This window comes from Rhodococcus sp. NS-SX18, assembly GCF_057367935.1.
This window is the reverse complement of record NZ_CM170633.1, coordinates 1,267,017-1,281,071: the sequence shown is the minus strand read 5'-3', so window position 1 is coordinate 1,281,071 and position 14,055 is coordinate 1,267,017. Positions and strand designations below refer to the sequence as shown.

Below are 14,055 nucleotides of genomic sequence, written 5' to 3'. Positions count from 1 at the left end.
ATACCCCGTGATCCGTTGGTGCGTGCCCGGACGGGCACGCTCGTACCGTTTTCCCGGTACCCTACCGCCGGGGCGCGGCACCGATCCTCAGGACTCGTCGGGGCGCACGACCATCACGGGGCAGTGTGCGTCCCGGATCAGCGAGTTGCTGGTGGACCCGAGCAGCATGCCGGTGAATCCGCCACGTCCGCGGCTGCCGACCACCAGCAGTTGCGCCTTCTCGGACCAGGCGAGCAGGTGAGCGCGCGGCCCGTCGACGTACACTTCGCGGCGCACGTTCACGTCGGGGTAGCGATCGTGGAACCCGGCGAGGCGCTCGGCGAGCAGGGCCTGCTCGGATTCCGCGAACGCGTCGGGATCGATCGAGACCTCCACGGCCTCGTCGAACGTGCCGCGCCGCATGTCGCTCCACACGTGGACCGCGACGAGGTCGACGCCCCGCAGACCCGCCTCCTCGAACGCCGCGCGCACGGCCTTCTCGCTGAGCGTGCTGCCGTCGACCCCGACGACGATGGGCCGGGTGTCGGGCAGGGACTCCGGAGCCTCGCCCCGGACGACGACGACGGGGCACCGACCGTGGCTGGCCACGGCGACCGGGGTGGAGCCGAGCAGGGCCTCGCCCACCCGGCCGGTGCTGGAGGAGCCGAGCACGAGCATGCGCGCGTGAGCGGACAGGTCGATGAGCCAGCGGGCGCTGCCGGTGGCGGCGAGACGGGTGGTGATCTCGAGTGCCGGGGCGACGGTGCGGGCGACCTCCTCGGCCCGTTGCAGCAGCGTCTTGCCCTCGTCCTCGATCCATTCGAAGACCTGTGCGGTCTGGATGAACGGCGCCCCGCTGTACCCGCTGGGGGCGAAGTCCAGAGCGTGCACGATGTGCAGCGGGAGTCCGCGGTCGGCGGCGGTCGCAGCGGCCCACCGGACGGCGTCGTCGGAGGCCGGAGAGCCGTCGATCCCGACCACCACGGTGTTCGACCGCACCGACTCGTCGTGCGCGGGCTCGTGGTGCGTCTTGCTGCCGGGGAACTTCACGTCGGTCACCGCTCTCGTCGCAGGGATCGTCCTCGGGGTCGAGGTTAGCCCGCTCCCCCTGAGGCAGGAATGGTCTTTGGTCCTTCTCCGGGAAGTCCGGAGCCACTGGTCCGGCGGGGTGGATGCGGCCACAATCGTGGGGAGAGGAGGCGCATCATGTCCGGTGGACCGATCCGTGTGACGGATGCCGCGGCCCGCAAGGTCCGCGCGGCGGACGTGATGAGCACGCCGGTACTGGCGGTGACGGTGGACGCCACCCTGGAGCGGGCCGGGGAGGTGCTGGCGCGCAACGGTTTCACCACGCTTCCGGTGGTGGACGAGCACGGCAGCCTGTGCGGTCTGATCACCGAGGAGGCCCTGGCGGGAGCGCATCTGGCGCGGCTGTCGGTGTACGCCGATCTGCCCGAGCCGATCGTGAGCGCGATCCGCCGGCCGCTGACGGTGCGGGCGGTCGCGCTGCCGCCCGTCGCCCTCGACGCGGACGCGGAGTTGTTCGACATCGCGCGGGCGATGCTGCAGATGCGGCTGCGGTCCGTGCCGGTGGTGCGCGACGGCCGGCCGATCGGAATCGTCAGCTGGCGCAATATCCTTCCCCTGCTCGAGCGCTGAAGACCGGGAAGCGATCTGCGTCACATTAAATTGTCATCTGGGATGACAATTATCTAGTCTCGAGTCATGCAACTCACCCAGTTCACCGATCTCGGACTGAGAGTTGTCATGTACCTGGCGGCCACCGCGCCAGACAGCTCCCCCAGCACCAGACGCGTTGCCGAGCAACTGGAGTTGTCGTACGCCCACACCACCAAGGTGGTCGCACGACTGAGCGAACTCGGCGTCGTCACGACGCGCCGCGGCCGCGGCGGCGGACTGGCCATCACCGAGCTCGGCCGGTCCGCAACCGTCGGATGGCTCGCCCGGCAACTCGAAGGCGACGACGAGGTCGTCGCCTGCGAGGGCGACAAGCCGTGTCCGCTGCGCGCCGGGTGCAGCCTCCGGGGCGCACTGCGGCGCGCCCAGGAGGCGTTCTACACCACCCTCGACGGCGTCACCGTCGCCGACCTCGCCCGCCCGCCCACCCGCACCGTCCTGCTCGAACTCACCCGCCCCGCCGTCTGACCGCCGGGTTCACAGCCCGTGAACCCGCCCAGCCCGATCGAAACGGAGTCCACGATGCCGCTCTCAGCCGAGTCCAAGGAAGTCGTCCGCGCCACCCTCCCCGCCGTGGGGGCCGCCATCGGCGACATCACCCCCCTGTTCTACAAGAAGATGTTCGCCGCGCACCCCGAACTCGAGCGGAACCTGTTCAACCGCGGCAACCAGAAGCAGGGCGAACAGCAGAAGGCCCTCGCCGGCTCCATCGCCGCGTTCGCGACCCTGCAGCTCGACCCCGATCCCGCCCGGGTCGAGGCCATCCTGTCGCGCATCGCGCACAAGCACGCCTCCCTCGGCATCAAGCCCGACGAGTACTGGATCGTCCACAAGCACCTGTTCGAAGCCATCGTGGAGGTGCTCGGCGAGGCCGTCACCCCCGAGGTCGCCGCGGCCTGGGACGAGCTGTACTGGCTGATGGCCAACACCCTCATCAAGCTCGAGGACGACCTGTACAAGGCCGCGGGCGTCGCACCGGGCGACGTGTGGCGCACCGTCCGGGTCGCCGAGCGCCGGCACCAGTCCGCCGACACCGTCTCGTTCGTCCTGACCTCGCTCGACGGCGCCCCGCTGCCCACTTTCCGCCCGGGCCAGTACCTCTCGGTGGGCGTCGAGCTCCCCGACGGTGCCCGCCAGATCCGCCAGTACAGCCTGACCAATGCGCCGTCGCAGGGGGACTGGCGCATCACCGTCAAGCGGATCCTGGCGACCACCACCCCCGACGGCACCGTCGCGCCGGCCGGTGAAGTGTCGAACTTCCTGTACGACAACGTCTTCGAGGGCGACGACCTGCAGGTCACCACCCCGTTCGGCGACCTGGTGCTGCCCGACGACGGCGCTCCGCTGCTGCTGGCCTCCGCCGGCATCGGCTGCACCCCGATGATCGGCATGCTCGCGCATCTCGCGGAAACCGGTGACGGACGCAAGGTTTCGGTGCTGCACGCTGACCGCTCCGTCGCCAACCACGCCCACCGGCAGGAGCTCGCGACCCTCGTCGAGCGCATCCCGTCCGCCGAGGTGCACCGCTGGTACGAGGATCTCGGCGCCCGCGAACCGCTCGAGACCGTGCGCGTGGGCCGGGCCGACGTGTCCGACCTGCCGCTCGACCCGAACACCAAGGCGTACCTGTGCGGTCCGCTGCCGTTCATGCTCTCGCTGCGCGAGGCCCTGATCGAGCGCAACGTGCCCGCCGAGAACATCCACTACGAGGTGTTCGGCCCGGACAGCTGGGCGCCCACCGCCTGAGTCCCGTCCGACCGTGCCCCGGCCCCGCAGCCGGGGCACGGTCGTCTCCACGATCCGGCGCTAGGCTCGCTCGCATGGACGACGTCGCGGTCCCCGCCCGTGCGGACACGCCCCGCGGTCCCGCCCGGATCGGACTGCTCGTACTGCTCCTCGTCGCGCTCGCGGCCACGCTGCGGACCCCGGTGGAGCCCGCACCGGCCGACACCGCGCCCACCGAGTTCAGCGCCGCCCGCGCGACGGCGCACGTCGAAGCGGTGTCCTCGCAGCCGCGCCCGCCCGGCTCGGCCGGCCACGCCGCGGCGCGGGACTACCTGGTCGGTGTCCTCGACGGGCTCGGCTGGTCCGTCCGCGTCGACGACGGTGTCGGCTGGTCGGCGACCGCCGTGCAGGGCACCCAGCGCGGCGGCCGGGTCGCCAACGTGGTCGCCACCCTGCCGGGCACCGACCCCACCGGTTCCGTCGTGCTCGCCGCGCACTACGACACGGTCGCAGGTTCCCCAGGCGCGGGCGACGACGGAATCGGGATCGCCACGGTGTTAGAGGCGGCCCGAGCCCTGTCCGCCGCCCCCCGTCCCCGGAACGACGTGACGGTGCTCGTCACCGACGGCGAGGAACGCGGCCTGCTCGGCGCCGAGGAGTACGCGAGGCGGCAACCGGCCGGCGCGCGGCCGACTGTGGTGCTCAACCACGAGGCCCGCGGGAACGGCGGCGTCCCCGTCACCTTCCGGATCTCCTCCCCCAACGCGGGTCTCGTGGATGTGCTGGCCGACGTGCCCGGCACGACCGCGGACTCGTTCACCCAGACGGCGTTCGAGTTGCTGCCCAACGACACCGACTTCCGTCGCCTCACCGAGGCCGGCCTGCACGCCGCGGACACCGCGGTCGCCGGTGGCGGCGCCTACTATCACAGCCCCCTCGACACCGCGGACCGGCTCGACACCGCGTCGCTGCAACACATGGGCGACACGACCCTCGCTGCTGCGCAGCGATTCTCGTCCATCGACCTGGCGGAACTCGGTTCCGGCGGCGACGACGTCGTCGTCACCCTGCCCTGGGGACCGGTGCACTACCCCCGCTGGCTCGAGATCGCGCTGACCGCGCTGCTCGCCGCCGCCACCGGGGTTCTCGTGGCCCGGCGGATCCGGGACGGTACCGCCTCGGCGGGCCGTCTCGCGGCATCGGGCGTGATCTCGATCGCCGTGGCGGCCGCGGCGGCGGGTGCGGCGTTCGTCCCGTGGTGGCTCGCGCTGCGGATCGCCCCAGGGCAGGCCTCGGCGGTCCTGCGGGAACCGTACCGGCCGGTGCCGTATCAGGTCGCCGCGGTGGCCGCGGCCGTCGCCGTCCTGCTCGCGGCGTACCCGGCGGTGCGCCGCCGCGTCGGCCCTGCCGCGTTCGCGACGGGTGCGCTGCTCGCCGTCACGGTCACCGCCGTGGCCGCACTGCCCTTCCTGGGGGTCGCGACCGTCCTGGTCCTGCCGGCGCTGCCGGCCGCGCTCGCCGCGCTCGTCGTGAACCGGTTGCCCGCCGACCGGCGCGGGTGGTGGGTGCCCGTGACGGTGGCCGGGACCGTGCCGGCGGTCGTGGTGCTCGTGCCCGGCGCGGTAGCCTCGTTCGACGCCGGCCTGCTCACCGGAGCGCCGCTCGCGGGGGTGTTCGTCGCGGTGCTGTTCGCGCTGGCGCTGCCGCTCGTCGACACCGCCGGCGGCCCGTCGCAGCTGCGGTTCGCCGCGATCGCCGCCGCGGCGCTCGTGGTGGTGGCCGCGCCGGTCGGGGGCTGGGTCAACCGCGACGGCGCCACCCCGCCCCGGCAGGAACAGCTGCTCTACGCACTGAACGCCGACACCGGCGGCGCCGTGTGGGCCTCGCCGCGCGCCCCCGCGTCGGACTGGAGCCGCGCCCTGCTGACCGAGGCGCCGGCCACCCTGCCGGACGCGTTCCCGTGGCGCAGCGAGACCAGGTTCGCGCACGGCCCGGCACCGGCCGCGCCGCTGCCCGCGCCCGGGCTCGACGTCGTCGCGGACGTCACCGACGGCGACGAGCGGACGCTGACGCTGCGGCTGACGTCACCGCGCGGGGCGTCGACGGTCGGGCTGTGGGTGGACGAGACGACCGCGGAGGTGCGGGAGGCCACGGTGGCCGGCCGGAACGCCGCACCGGCCGCGCCGTTCGGGTTCCTGTTCTCCGGGACCCCGGCCGAGGGCATCGAGGTGCGGCTGACCGTCGTTCCACGCGCCGGTGCGACCGTGCTGCACGTCGCCGACGTCACCGACGAGTTGACGGTCGTCCCGGGATACCGCGCGCCGGACGACCGGGCCGTGGTCACCCCGGCAGTCGCGGTGACCCGCACCGTCCGGTTGTGATCACACCGCGCCGAGCGGCCACTCGTGAACGGGCTTGCCACTGAGCATGTTCCGGATGTAGTCGCGCATCATTCCGTGGAGGGCGGTGCGCCGGTCGGCGCCGGCGTCCTCCCGTTCGACGACCTGCGCGCGCTGCCACGCCGCACCGGTCTGGCGGTTCAGGCAGCGGCCCTCGATGATGCCCAGGTACCTGTCCCGCGCCTGCTGCGACAGACCGAAGGCGGTCAGCCCCGCGTCCGCCATCGGCAACAGTCGGCGCAGCACGAGTTCGTCGGCCCCGACCCACCCCAGTCCGGGCCAGTACAGTCGTGCGTCGAGACCGTACTTGGCCCCGATCCCGAGGTTCTCGCGCGCGGCATCGAAGCTCATGAACCGGCACAGCGGCACATCGGCGTCGACGAGGGCCCGCAGCGCCCCGTAGTAGAACGCGGCGTTGGCCATGATGTCGAGCACCGTCGGGCCCGCCGGCAACACCCGGTTCTCGAGCCGCAGGTGCGGGTGGTCGTCGGCGACGTCGTAGACGGGCCGGTTCCAGCGGTAGATGGTGCCGTTGTGCATCTGCAGTTCGCGCAGCGCCGGAGTCCGTCCGGCGTCGAGCTCAGTGAGCGGGTCGACCTCGGAGACCTCGGGAAGCAGTGCCGGAAAGTACCGCGAGTTCTCCTCGAACAGGTCGGTCACCGAGTCGATCCAGCGCTCGCCGAACCACACCCGCGGACGCACCCCCTGGTTCTTCAGCTCCTGGGTGCGGGTGTCGGTGGCCTGCGCGAACAGCGGGATCCGGCTCTCGTGCCACAGCGCCTTGCCCGCGAGGAACGGTGAGTTGGCGGCGAGCGCCACCTGCACCCCCGCCAGGCACTGGGCGGCGTTCCAATGCTCGGCGAAGTCTTCCGGGGCCACCCGCAGATGCAGTTGCAGCGACGTGCACGCCGCCTCCGGCACGACCGAGTTGGCATCGGCCCGCAGCTGTTCGGCGGCGCCGTCACGGCTTGGGAGAGGCACGCCGTCGAGATCGAGTTCGATGTCCTCCCCGCGCGCGGCGAAGATCTGCTCGTTGAGGGCCTCGTAACGCGGATTGGCGGTGATGCGCTCCCGGTCGAGGTGGGCGAGCTCGAGCGTCGGCAGCATGCCGATCATGACGAGCTGGGCGTCCTGCCGGTGCATCCGGGTGTCGGCGCGGCGCAGCGACTCGCGCAGGGAGTTCTCGATGTCGAGGACGGAGTCACCGGCGAACGGCCCGGGGTCGACGTTCATCTCGACGTTGAACTGGCCGAGCTCGGTCTGGAACACGGCGTGATCGTCGATCGCCTGCAGCACCTCGAGGTTGCACATGGCCGGTTCCATGTCGTCCTGGACGAGGTTGAACTCGATCTCCATGCCCAGGAGCGGCTCCGGACGTTCGCGCGCATCGGTGAAGGCGCCTTCGCGCAGCATCCGATCGAGGGCGGCCAGACAGGCCTGCACCTTGGTGCGGAACTCGCGCCGGTCGGCGCGGGTGAAGGAGCGAGCCTTGATCTGCGTGCCCATGGAGCCGTGTCCCTCTCCCCCGCTAGGTGATGATTCGTCAGCCTAGCGGCCGAGCGACCACGGGTGGGGGCGAGCGTCAGACGGCGCGGTAGCTGCTCCAGTCGGCGACGACGCCGCGGGTGCTGAGCCAGGCGTTGGGGTCGGTCTTGCCCCCGGCCTGATCCCACACCTCGAAGTGCAGGTGCGGGCCGGTGGACCAGCCCCGGTTGCCGACGGTGGCGATCTGCTGGCCGGCGGTGACCCGCTGGCCGGCGCTGACCTGGTAGGTGTCCACGTGGCCGTAGACGGCGGTGGTGCCGTCGTCGTTGAGGATGCGCACCCACTGGCCGTAGCCGGAGGCGGCGCCGGCGTCGACGACGGTGCCGTCGGCGGCGGACTTGATGGGGGTGCCGATCGGGGCGGCGATGTCGATGCCGCCGTGGTGGCTGCCCCAGCGGGGACCGAACTCCGAGGTGAGTGTGCCCGAGACGGGCTGCACCGTGGCGGGCTTGGCCGGGTTGAGGTTGTTCAGCCAGCCCTGGCCTGCGGCGAACTGGTCGACCAGGGTGCCGAGCTCCGGCGGCAGGGCGGGAGCGGCGGCGTGCTCGTGGCCGTGCTCGTCGGCGGGGGCGGGCGCGCCGGGCAGCTGCGGAAGCTCGAAGCCCTCGGGCAGCAGTCCCTGGGGCACCTCGAACGGCAGGGTGCCGGTCTGGGCGGGGGCGGGTGCGGCACTGGCCGTGCCGGCGGTGAGCTGCGCGCCGACGGCGAAGAAGGCGCCGGTGGCGGCGGCCACGGTGGCGGCCTTCACGGGTGCGGACGGGCCGGTGGGCTCGACGCGGTGCCGGCCGCGGCCGGAGGACGCACCGGGCAGGTCCATCTCGAAGGTGGTCGCCTCGTCGCCTGCCCGCTGGTGCCGTCCCACAGTTGCTACCTCATCCGTCGTCCGTTGCGCGCCGGGTGTGCCCCGGCCGTTTCTGGCGACTCAAAGTAACAAAACGATATAGGGCAGCGCCAGCGTTACGTTTCGGACACCGCCACGCTGGGTAGGAGGGTCGACGCCGCGGTAGCGTCGGCGACCGTCGCGCGTTTCCGGCCTCGTGAACAGCGGAAACCCGCCCTTCGGCTCGCCCGGGACGGCGCGGACGCCGGCCGGACCCGGACGCGACGTCGCACGCCTGGACCACCGTCGGCGGACGAGTCCGGTTATGTGATTGTGATCACAGCGGTGCGCCTGTCGAGTCAGCCGACATACGCGAGGGGCGCGTCGGGGACATAGTCGACGCACGAGAGCAACGGCGTGGGCGAGGGGCTGAGGTAGCCGGTGTCGAATGCCTGGATGCGCTGCTCGACGGTGCCGTGGGTGCGCTCCGGCCCCTTGTCCTCACCGACCGCGGCGAACGCCCGTCCCAGTGACGCCAGGTCGGCCTGCTCGATCGTGACGCCGAGGTCCCGCTCGGAGTACGCGACGAAGGCGCCCGAGCCACAGTCGGCCTGGTTCTCGTACGGGATGGCGCTGTTGGGTTCTGCCGGATCGGGCTGCGGCAGCGCCAGCATCGTCTGGAAGTGATGCGTCACCTCATGGCTCAGCACCGCAGCGACGGCGATCTCCCCGTAGCCGTTCACCAGTTCCGCCGCCGCCTTCTCGCCGATGTAGAGGCTGCGGTCGGCCGCGCAGTACATCAGCGAGTTCTCGTTGTATGCGCAGCCGGGCGCCGCCTCCCCCGACGTCCCCGCAGCCACCGCGTAGTAGGCGGTCGGATGCGGCATGTCCGTGTAGGTGGCATCGATCCACGACTCGATCGAGGGAAGGAAGCACTGCACATACGGTCCCATCATCTCCGTCGTGTACTGCCCGGTGCTCTCGGCAGAGAACGGGCACTCCGCCGTGGGTGAAAGCTGTTGCAGTGCAGCCTCGTCCTCCGCGGCGGCCGGAGCGACGGCACCGAGGGCGGGCACCGCGGCGGCAATGGCCACGGCGGCGAGACGGATCGTGCGCGAAACGGAACGAGGCATGAGCACTCCCGGGGGACGAGGATTCGGCTTGCGGATCCACCCTCCGGCGTGCGGGGGCCTCGTTCCAGGACTCTTCGGGCTGCATCCGTCACCCCGAGGGGGACGTTTCCCACCCCCGGGAGCACTGGCCGCACCTCCGCCGGGATGCCGCCCCGCTGCCGCCGCCAGGATGCGCCCGACCGCCGCCGGATGCGCCCGACCGAATGTCACATGGGTTCGATTGGATCGACGGCATGTGACATTCGGTCAGGCGGAGTGGCCGGATGCGACCACTGCGCCGCTGGTCTACAACCGTTTCACACCGGTACCACGATCCCGGCTACACTCACACCGCGCATCGAATCGAACCGGTTCACCGCGCGCCGCCCTCGTAGCTCAGGGGATAGAGCACGGCTCTCCTAAAGCCGGTGTCGCAGGTTCGAATCCTGCCGGGGGCACACGAGAACACCGGCCGAGTTCTGCTGTCGGCGCTCGCTCAGTCGACCTTCGCTTCGGAGGCGATGTCGAGCCGCAGGTACGACCGGACGCCGAACAGGCGGTGCATCCTTCTCGATGCCGGTGACAGATGCGGTTCCGCTTCGGCCGCGGGCACGATCACGGGAGCGACGACGTCGTAGCGCTCGCCGTCCTGCTCGAGGATGCAGCCTCCACCGGCCAGGACGTTGCGGCACCAGTCGACGTCGGTGCCATAGGGCAGATGGATGAAGAACGACTGTCCGGCTCGTTCCGCCCATACCGGGGTGACGTATGCCTTCCCGGAGCTGCGACCTACGTGGTGCACCGCGGTGACCGTCGCCCCTCCCCTCTTCAGGATCACCGGGTTGAGGACGAACTTGTTGTACCGGCGCACGGCATTCAGGGCGGGCTTCCAGCGCGAGCGCCACACGGCGACACGTACCACGGTGAAGACCGTGTCGACCACGAGCACCGTGCCGTCGTACACCCGTTCCGCCACTCGCCGGAGCACGGCCCGGTCGGTCACAGCCCTGCCCTCGTCCTTCATGGGGAATCTCGGCCCGGCGCACTGCGTGGCGCCGAGCGGCGGTCGGTGTCCGGTCCGTCCGCGGAGTTCGCCCACCGGAGGAACCTCGCTGCGAGGTCGGCACGGAGTTCCGCGAGGAGATCGCCGTCCCGAGCGGGGTCCAGTTGCTCGACAGTGTCCAGGTACGCCCGCACCGTCACGGATTCGTCGCCGCGAAGGCTTGCGAACCACCGCTCCACCGGGCCGGGCGGAGCGGGAACCGGACGGGGTACCACCACGTACTTCTCGAAGACGTTCCGAAACCGCTCCCAGCATTCCTGTTCCTGCTGCAGCAGGTACCACGGCCACTCGACGACCCGCCCCCGGAGGCACACCCTCGTCGAGGGGCCGTACTCGAGCGGATTCCACTGAGGCGGACGCGTGAACACAACCTGCAGGTCCACACAGTCCTGGTCGCTGCCGGGCGTACTCGTCAACGAAATGGTGTGCAGGTTCCTACCGTCCCCGGGACACCGGTACCGGATCGTCGGCGCTCCCTGGCAGGGCGCGTAGTAGCCTGCCGGCACGATCGCCGCGCCGTTGACGATCCAGCCGACCGACAGATTCTCGGGGTCGTGCTCGAAGGAGATCAGCACGGTTTCGGAGAAATCGATCTGCCGGCCGACCCACACCCCGTGACGGCAGAGCGACGGCGCTTTCGTGTAGTCCTCGATCGCGAGACGCCGCCCGGTTTCCGAGCGTTCCCGGGTCTTCTCCACGAGCGGGTAGGTCATTGCTCCCCCTCTCGGCCGACTCGACTCCACGGTAGATCGAAGAGCAGGCCGGGGAGGCGGATTCCTGCCGCAGAGCGGATCGCTACCTGCTCATTCGGATGACTCGTATGCCGCCTGTTCCGCTGCCACGGCCTCGGCGACGTACGCTTCGGCGGCGGCGCTGTCCACCTCGAGACCGCCGAGAACCCCGCCGCCGTTCTCGTGGTCGAGCAGGGCGAGGAGGATGTGCTCGGTGCCGATGTAGTTGTGCCCGAGCCGCAGCGCCTGCCGGAAGGTCAGTTCCAGTACTTTCCGGGCGCGCGCGTCGTAGGGGATCAGTTCGGGCACGTCCCCGGTGGCCGGCGGCAGCGCCTCCCCCACGGCACGACGGACCGCATCCGGCGACACGTGCTGTGCGAGGAGCGCACGCATCGCAAGGGCATCGGGCTCGCTCAGCAGACCGAGTACGAGGTGCTCCGGGACGATCTCGGCATTACCGGCCGCCCGAGCCTCGTTCTGTGCCGCCATGACGACGTTCCGGGCACTTTCAGTGAATCGGCTGAAACCCTGCTCGGGATCGAGATCTGCGGAACCCTTTGCTACGAAACGCTTCTGGACTGCCTGCTTCGAAACGCCCATACTGCGGCCGATGTCGGTCCAGGACGCGCCGGAGCGACGGGCCTGGTCGACGAAGTGGCCGATCAGGTGGTCGGCGACCTCTCCGAGATGCTCGGCGGCGAGGACCGCGTCGGCCAGTTGTTCCAGGGCGTCGGAGTGGACCTTCTTGATGGCATCGATGAGGTCGTCCAGCCGCACGGGATTGCTCATGGGGATCGGATTCGTCATGCGTCAACCTTAGGTTGACGCATGACTATCGTCAATGTTCGGTTGACGATGACCCCAGTGCGGCTCGTGCGCGCGCCGACTCCGGGTACCGTCGTCGCATGGACTCCGATGTCCGCACCGGCTCCGATCGCCGCCCGCGGCGCGAGCCCCTCATCGCGCCCAGCCTGGCCTCCGGCGATCTGGCGCGCCTCGCGGACGAGGCACGGATCGTGACCGGTGGATCCGACCGCGGAGCCGACTGGCTGCACGTCGACGTGATGGACGGGCACTTCGTCCCCAACATCACCTTTGGGCTGCCTGTCGTGCGATCCCTCGCCCGGCACACGTCGCTGCCGCTCGACTGTCACCTGATGATCGAGGATCCCGACCGATGGGCAGTCGACTACGCGGAGGCCGGCGCGTACAACGTCTCCGTGCACGTCGAGGCGACGGGCGACCCGATCGCTCTCGCCGGCCGGCTGCGAGCCGCCGGCGCCCGCGCCGGTCTCGCGTTCGCACCACACATCCCGCTCGAACCGCACCTCGGCACGCTCGCGCACTTCGACACGCTCCTGGTGATGAGCGTGCCGCCGGGCTTCAACGGTCAGCGGTTCATTCCCGAGATGCTCCACAAGGTGCGCGTGGCGCGACGCCTGGTCGATGCAGGAGAACTCGACGTGCTCATCGAGGTCGACGGTGGAGTGAACCTCGGCACCATCGGGGCTGCCGCGGCGGCCGGTGCCGACTGCTTCGTGGCCGGCACCGCCGTCTACGGCACGAACGACCCGGCGCGCGCGGTACGCCTCCTGCGCGCGAAGGCCCGGGCGGCATACGAAGGCGGGTGACACACGCGGGCGCCGAGAGAGATCTCGGCGCCCGTCTCGACGTGGCTCAGCCGCCCAGTGCGTCGATCGCCGCCTGCAGCCGCCGCGCGGCCTCGTCGGCGACCGGCTGCAACTCGGGATCCTCGGCCACCTGCACCATCAACTGGGGATTCATGGCTTCGACATGCACCGTGCCGGAGTCCTCCGGATCACGCCGGACGACGACGTTGCACGGCAGCAGCAGCCCGATCTGCCGGTTGGCGGACACCGCCTGGTGCGCGAGCGGCGGGTTGCACGCCCCGAGAATGACGTACGGCTCTATATCGACGTCGATCTTGGTCTTCAGGGTGGCCTGCATGTCGATCTCGGTGAGCACCCCGAAGCCCTGCTCCTTCAGCGCCTCACGAGTGCGCTCGACGACGTCGTCGAGCGGGGCGCGCAGCGTGGTGGCGAGGGCGAGTGTCATAACGCTCCTTCGTGATTCGCTGATGTCAGGCGAGCGCGAGGAAGAGCTTCTCGAGTTCCTCCTCGGTCAGCTTGTCGACGCAGGTGTCGTCCTGCTCGTCGAGGACGCACTGCCGCAACCGGGTGGCGACGATCTTGAAGCCGGCGCGATCCAGGGCACGCGAGACGGCTGCGAGCTGGGTGACCACCTCGCGGCACTCGCGCCCGTTCTCGATCATGGAGATGACCCCGGCGAGCTGGCCCTGAGCACGGCGCAGCCGGTTGAGGACCTGGGTGGTGGATTCTGCGGCATTCACGGTGTTAACTGTCATGGTCGGCCCCTTCATACTGAAGATGAACCCATCATACCCCGTGGGGTATTCCCCTGCCCATCGTCCGACTCGGTGCCGCTTCCCGGCTCACGGGCCGCTCGATCCGGCGTCGCCTTCAGCGGCGACCGCTCCTGACCATCCGTTCCCCGGACCGGCACTCGGCGGCGGACCGCACGTCGACGAGGACCGCCCCGGCGGCGAGCAGCTCGCGTGCGCGACGGACGTCGACCGTCTCGGGCAGGCTCATCGGGTGCCGCCCTGCTCGATCGGGTGACCGGCCTGCAACCAGCCCTTGGTGCCGCCGGCAACCGAGACCGCCGGCCGTCCGGACGCGGACACGATGTCCGCGCCGCGCAGGCTGCGGTTACCGGAGGCGCAGACGACGTAGACGAGGTCGGTTCCCGGGATCTCGGCGAGGCGGGACCCGAGTTCGCCGAGCGGAATCCACTGGGCGCCGGGCACGTGTGCCTGCTCGTACTCGTAGTCCTCGCGCACGTCGACCACGGTCGCGCCGGACTTCCACGCGTCGGCGAATGCGGCGATGTCGATTTCCCTCATTGTCCACTCCTCGGCCCACATCAGGCGGGCATCGTGCCG

16 protein-coding genes and 1 tRNA gene are annotated in these 14,055 nt (G+C 70.7%); 6 read left to right on the top strand and 11 right to left on the bottom strand.

Going from position 1 to position 14,055, the window contains the following annotated elements; genetic code table 11:
* Positions 1 to 87: 87 nt before the first annotated feature.
* Positions 88 to 1,038, bottom strand: coding sequence for a universal stress protein (locus tag AC2IPW_RS05995; RefSeq protein WP_450121169.1), 951 nt, complete (start codon positions 1,036 to 1,038; stop codon positions 88 to 90).
* 147 nt (positions 1,039 to 1,185) lie between these two features.
* On the opposite strand from AC2IPW_RS05995, the gene AC2IPW_RS05990 reads away from it, so the two are divergent.
* The 4 genes from AC2IPW_RS05990 to AC2IPW_RS05975 all read left to right on the top strand — a co-directional run bounded on the left by AC2IPW_RS05990 (position 1,186) and on the right by AC2IPW_RS05975 (position 5,783).
* On the top strand, positions 1,186 to 1,638 hold the full coding sequence (locus tag AC2IPW_RS05990; protein WP_003937727.1) for a CBS domain-containing protein: 453 nt from the start codon (positions 1,186 to 1,188) through the stop codon (positions 1,636 to 1,638).
* A 66-nt stretch (positions 1,639 to 1,704) separates the two neighbouring features.
* On the top strand, positions 1,705 to 2,145 hold the full coding sequence (locus AC2IPW_RS05985; protein ID WP_054373054.1) for an RrF2 family transcriptional regulator: 441 nt from the start codon (positions 1,705 to 1,707) through the stop codon (positions 2,143 to 2,145).
* Positions 2,146 to 2,199: 54 nt separating this feature from the next.
* Positions 2,200 to 3,423: a globin domain-containing protein gene (locus tag AC2IPW_RS05980; RefSeq protein WP_289377740.1), complete on the top strand. Its 1,224-nt coding sequence runs from the start codon at positions 2,200 to 2,202 to the stop codon at positions 3,421 to 3,423.
* A 74-nt stretch (positions 3,424 to 3,497) separates the two neighbouring features.
* The gene (locus tag AC2IPW_RS05975) at positions 3,498 to 5,783 is read left to right on the top strand and encodes a M28 family peptidase (RefSeq protein ID WP_486376500.1); all 2,286 of its coding nucleotides are present in this window, start codon (positions 3,498 to 3,500) and stop codon (positions 5,781 to 5,783) included.
* On the opposite strand, the gene AC2IPW_RS05970 is transcribed toward AC2IPW_RS05975, so the two are convergent.
* The 3 genes from AC2IPW_RS05970 to AC2IPW_RS05960 form a co-directional block, all read right to left on the bottom strand.
* Positions 5,784 to 7,307: a glutamate-cysteine ligase family protein gene (locus tag AC2IPW_RS05970; RefSeq protein ID WP_416062904.1), complete on the bottom strand. Its 1,524-nt coding sequence runs from the start codon at positions 7,305 to 7,307 to the stop codon at positions 5,784 to 5,786.
* 76 nt (positions 7,308 to 7,383) lie between these two features.
* The gene (locus tag AC2IPW_RS05965; protein ID WP_003936320.1) at positions 7,384 to 8,208 is read right to left on the bottom strand and encodes a M23 family metallopeptidase; all 825 of its coding nucleotides are present in this window, start codon (positions 8,206 to 8,208) and stop codon (positions 7,384 to 7,386) included.
* Positions 8,209 to 8,525: 317 nt separating this feature from the next.
* Complete coding sequence (locus AC2IPW_RS05960) at positions 8,526 to 9,299, bottom strand: neutral zinc metallopeptidase (RefSeq protein ID WP_486376499.1); 774 nt, start codon at positions 9,297 to 9,299, stop codon at positions 8,526 to 8,528.
* Between the two features lie 364 nt (positions 9,300 to 9,663).
* Between AC2IPW_RS05960 and AC2IPW_RS05955 the strand changes: the two genes are divergently transcribed.
* Positions 9,664 to 9,736, top strand: a tRNA-Arg gene (locus tag AC2IPW_RS05955).
* Positions 9,737 to 9,774: 38 nt separating this feature from the next.
* Here the strand turns inward: AC2IPW_RS05955 and AC2IPW_RS05950 are convergent.
* From AC2IPW_RS05950 to AC2IPW_RS05940, 3 genes are all read right to left on the bottom strand, one after another.
* Entirely contained in the window at positions 9,775 to 10,281 is a 507-nt protein-coding gene (locus AC2IPW_RS05950; protein WP_486376498.1) for a PNPOx family protein, read from the bottom strand.
* A gap of 17 nt (positions 10,282 to 10,298) precedes the next feature.
* Positions 10,299 to 11,054 (bottom strand): hypothetical protein, encoded by a 756-nt coding sequence (locus AC2IPW_RS05945; RefSeq protein ID WP_486376497.1) that lies wholly within the window; start codon positions 11,052 to 11,054, stop codon positions 10,299 to 10,301.
* Positions 11,055 to 11,144: 90 nt separating this feature from the next.
* Entirely contained in the window at positions 11,145 to 11,879 is a 735-nt protein-coding gene (locus AC2IPW_RS05940; protein ID WP_450119802.1) for a Clp protease N-terminal domain-containing protein, read from the bottom strand.
* A gap of 98 nt (positions 11,880 to 11,977) precedes the next feature.
* Between AC2IPW_RS05940 and rpe the strand changes: the two genes are divergently transcribed.
* Entirely contained in the window at positions 11,978 to 12,703 is a 726-nt protein-coding gene (gene rpe / locus AC2IPW_RS05935; RefSeq protein ID WP_003936325.1) for a ribulose-phosphate 3-epimerase, read from the top strand.
* A 46-nt stretch (positions 12,704 to 12,749) separates the two neighbouring features.
* Here the strand turns inward: rpe and AC2IPW_RS05930 are convergent, their stop codons facing one another.
* The 4 genes from AC2IPW_RS05930 to AC2IPW_RS05915 form a co-directional block, all read right to left on the bottom strand.
* A complete protein-coding gene (locus AC2IPW_RS05930; RefSeq protein WP_486376496.1) occupies positions 12,750 to 13,148 on the bottom strand; it encodes a DUF302 domain-containing protein in 399 nt (132 codons plus the stop codon).
* A 25-nt stretch (positions 13,149 to 13,173) separates the two neighbouring features.
* Positions 13,174 to 13,458, bottom strand: coding sequence for a metal-sensitive transcriptional regulator (locus AC2IPW_RS05925; protein ID WP_037201469.1), 285 nt, complete (start codon positions 13,456 to 13,458; stop codon positions 13,174 to 13,176).
* Positions 13,459 to 13,573: 115 nt separating this feature from the next.
* The gene (locus AC2IPW_RS05920) at positions 13,574 to 13,705 is read right to left on the bottom strand and encodes a hypothetical protein (protein ID WP_416062900.1); all 132 of its coding nucleotides are present in this window, start codon (positions 13,703 to 13,705) and stop codon (positions 13,574 to 13,576) included.
* Positions 13,702 to 14,016 carry a rhodanese-like domain-containing protein gene (locus AC2IPW_RS05915; RefSeq protein ID WP_486376495.1) on the bottom strand — a complete coding sequence of 105 codons (315 nt, stop codon included), beginning with the start codon at positions 14,014 to 14,016 and terminating at the stop codon, positions 13,702 to 13,704. Before AC2IPW_RS05915 ends, AC2IPW_RS05920 begins: the two co-directional genes overlap by 4 nt.
* Between the last annotated feature and the right edge of the window lie 39 nt (positions 14,017 to 14,055).

Coding starts and splice junctions, on each gene's coding strand:
- AC2IPW_RS05990 (WP_003937727.1), top strand. CDS start 1,186: ATGTCCGGTGGACCGATCCGTGTGACGGATGCCGCGGCCCGCAAGGTC.
- AC2IPW_RS05985 (WP_054373054.1), top strand. CDS start 1,705: ATGCAACTCACCCAGTTCACCGATCTCGGACTGAGAGTTGTCATGTAC.
- AC2IPW_RS05980 (WP_289377740.1), top strand. CDS start 2,200: ATGCCGCTCTCAGCCGAGTCCAAGGAAGTCGTCCGCGCCACCCTCCCC.
- AC2IPW_RS05975 (WP_486376500.1), top strand. CDS start 3,498: ATGGACGACGTCGCGGTCCCCGCCCGTGCGGACACGCCCCGCGGTCCC.
- AC2IPW_RS05970 (WP_416062904.1), bottom strand. CDS start 7,307: ATGGGCACGCAGATCAAGGCTCGCTCCTTCACCCGCGCCGACCGGCGC.
- AC2IPW_RS05960 (WP_486376499.1), bottom strand. CDS start 9,299: ATGCCTCGTTCCGTTTCGCGCACGATCCGTCTCGCCGCCGTGGCCATT.
- AC2IPW_RS05945 (WP_486376497.1), bottom strand. CDS start 11,054: ATGACCTACCCGCTCGTGGAGAAGACCCGGGAACGCTCGGAAACCGGG.
- AC2IPW_RS05940 (WP_450119802.1), bottom strand. CDS start 11,879: ATGACGAATCCGATCCCCATGAGCAATCCCGTGCGGCTGGACGACCTC.
- rpe (WP_003936325.1), top strand. CDS start 11,978: ATGGACTCCGATGTCCGCACCGGCTCCGATCGCCGCCCGCGGCGCGAG.
- AC2IPW_RS05930 (WP_486376496.1), bottom strand. CDS start 13,148: ATGACACTCGCCCTCGCCACCACGCTGCGCGCCCCGCTCGACGACGTC.
- AC2IPW_RS05925 (WP_037201469.1), bottom strand. CDS start 13,458: ATGACAGTTAACACCGTGAATGCCGCAGAATCCACCACCCAGGTCCTC.
- AC2IPW_RS05920 (WP_416062900.1), bottom strand. CDS start 13,705: ATGAGCCTGCCCGAGACGGTCGACGTCCGTCGCGCACGCGAGCTGCTC.
- AC2IPW_RS05915 (WP_486376495.1), bottom strand. CDS start 14,016: ATGAGGGAAATCGACATCGCCGCATTCGCCGACGCGTGGAAGTCCGGC.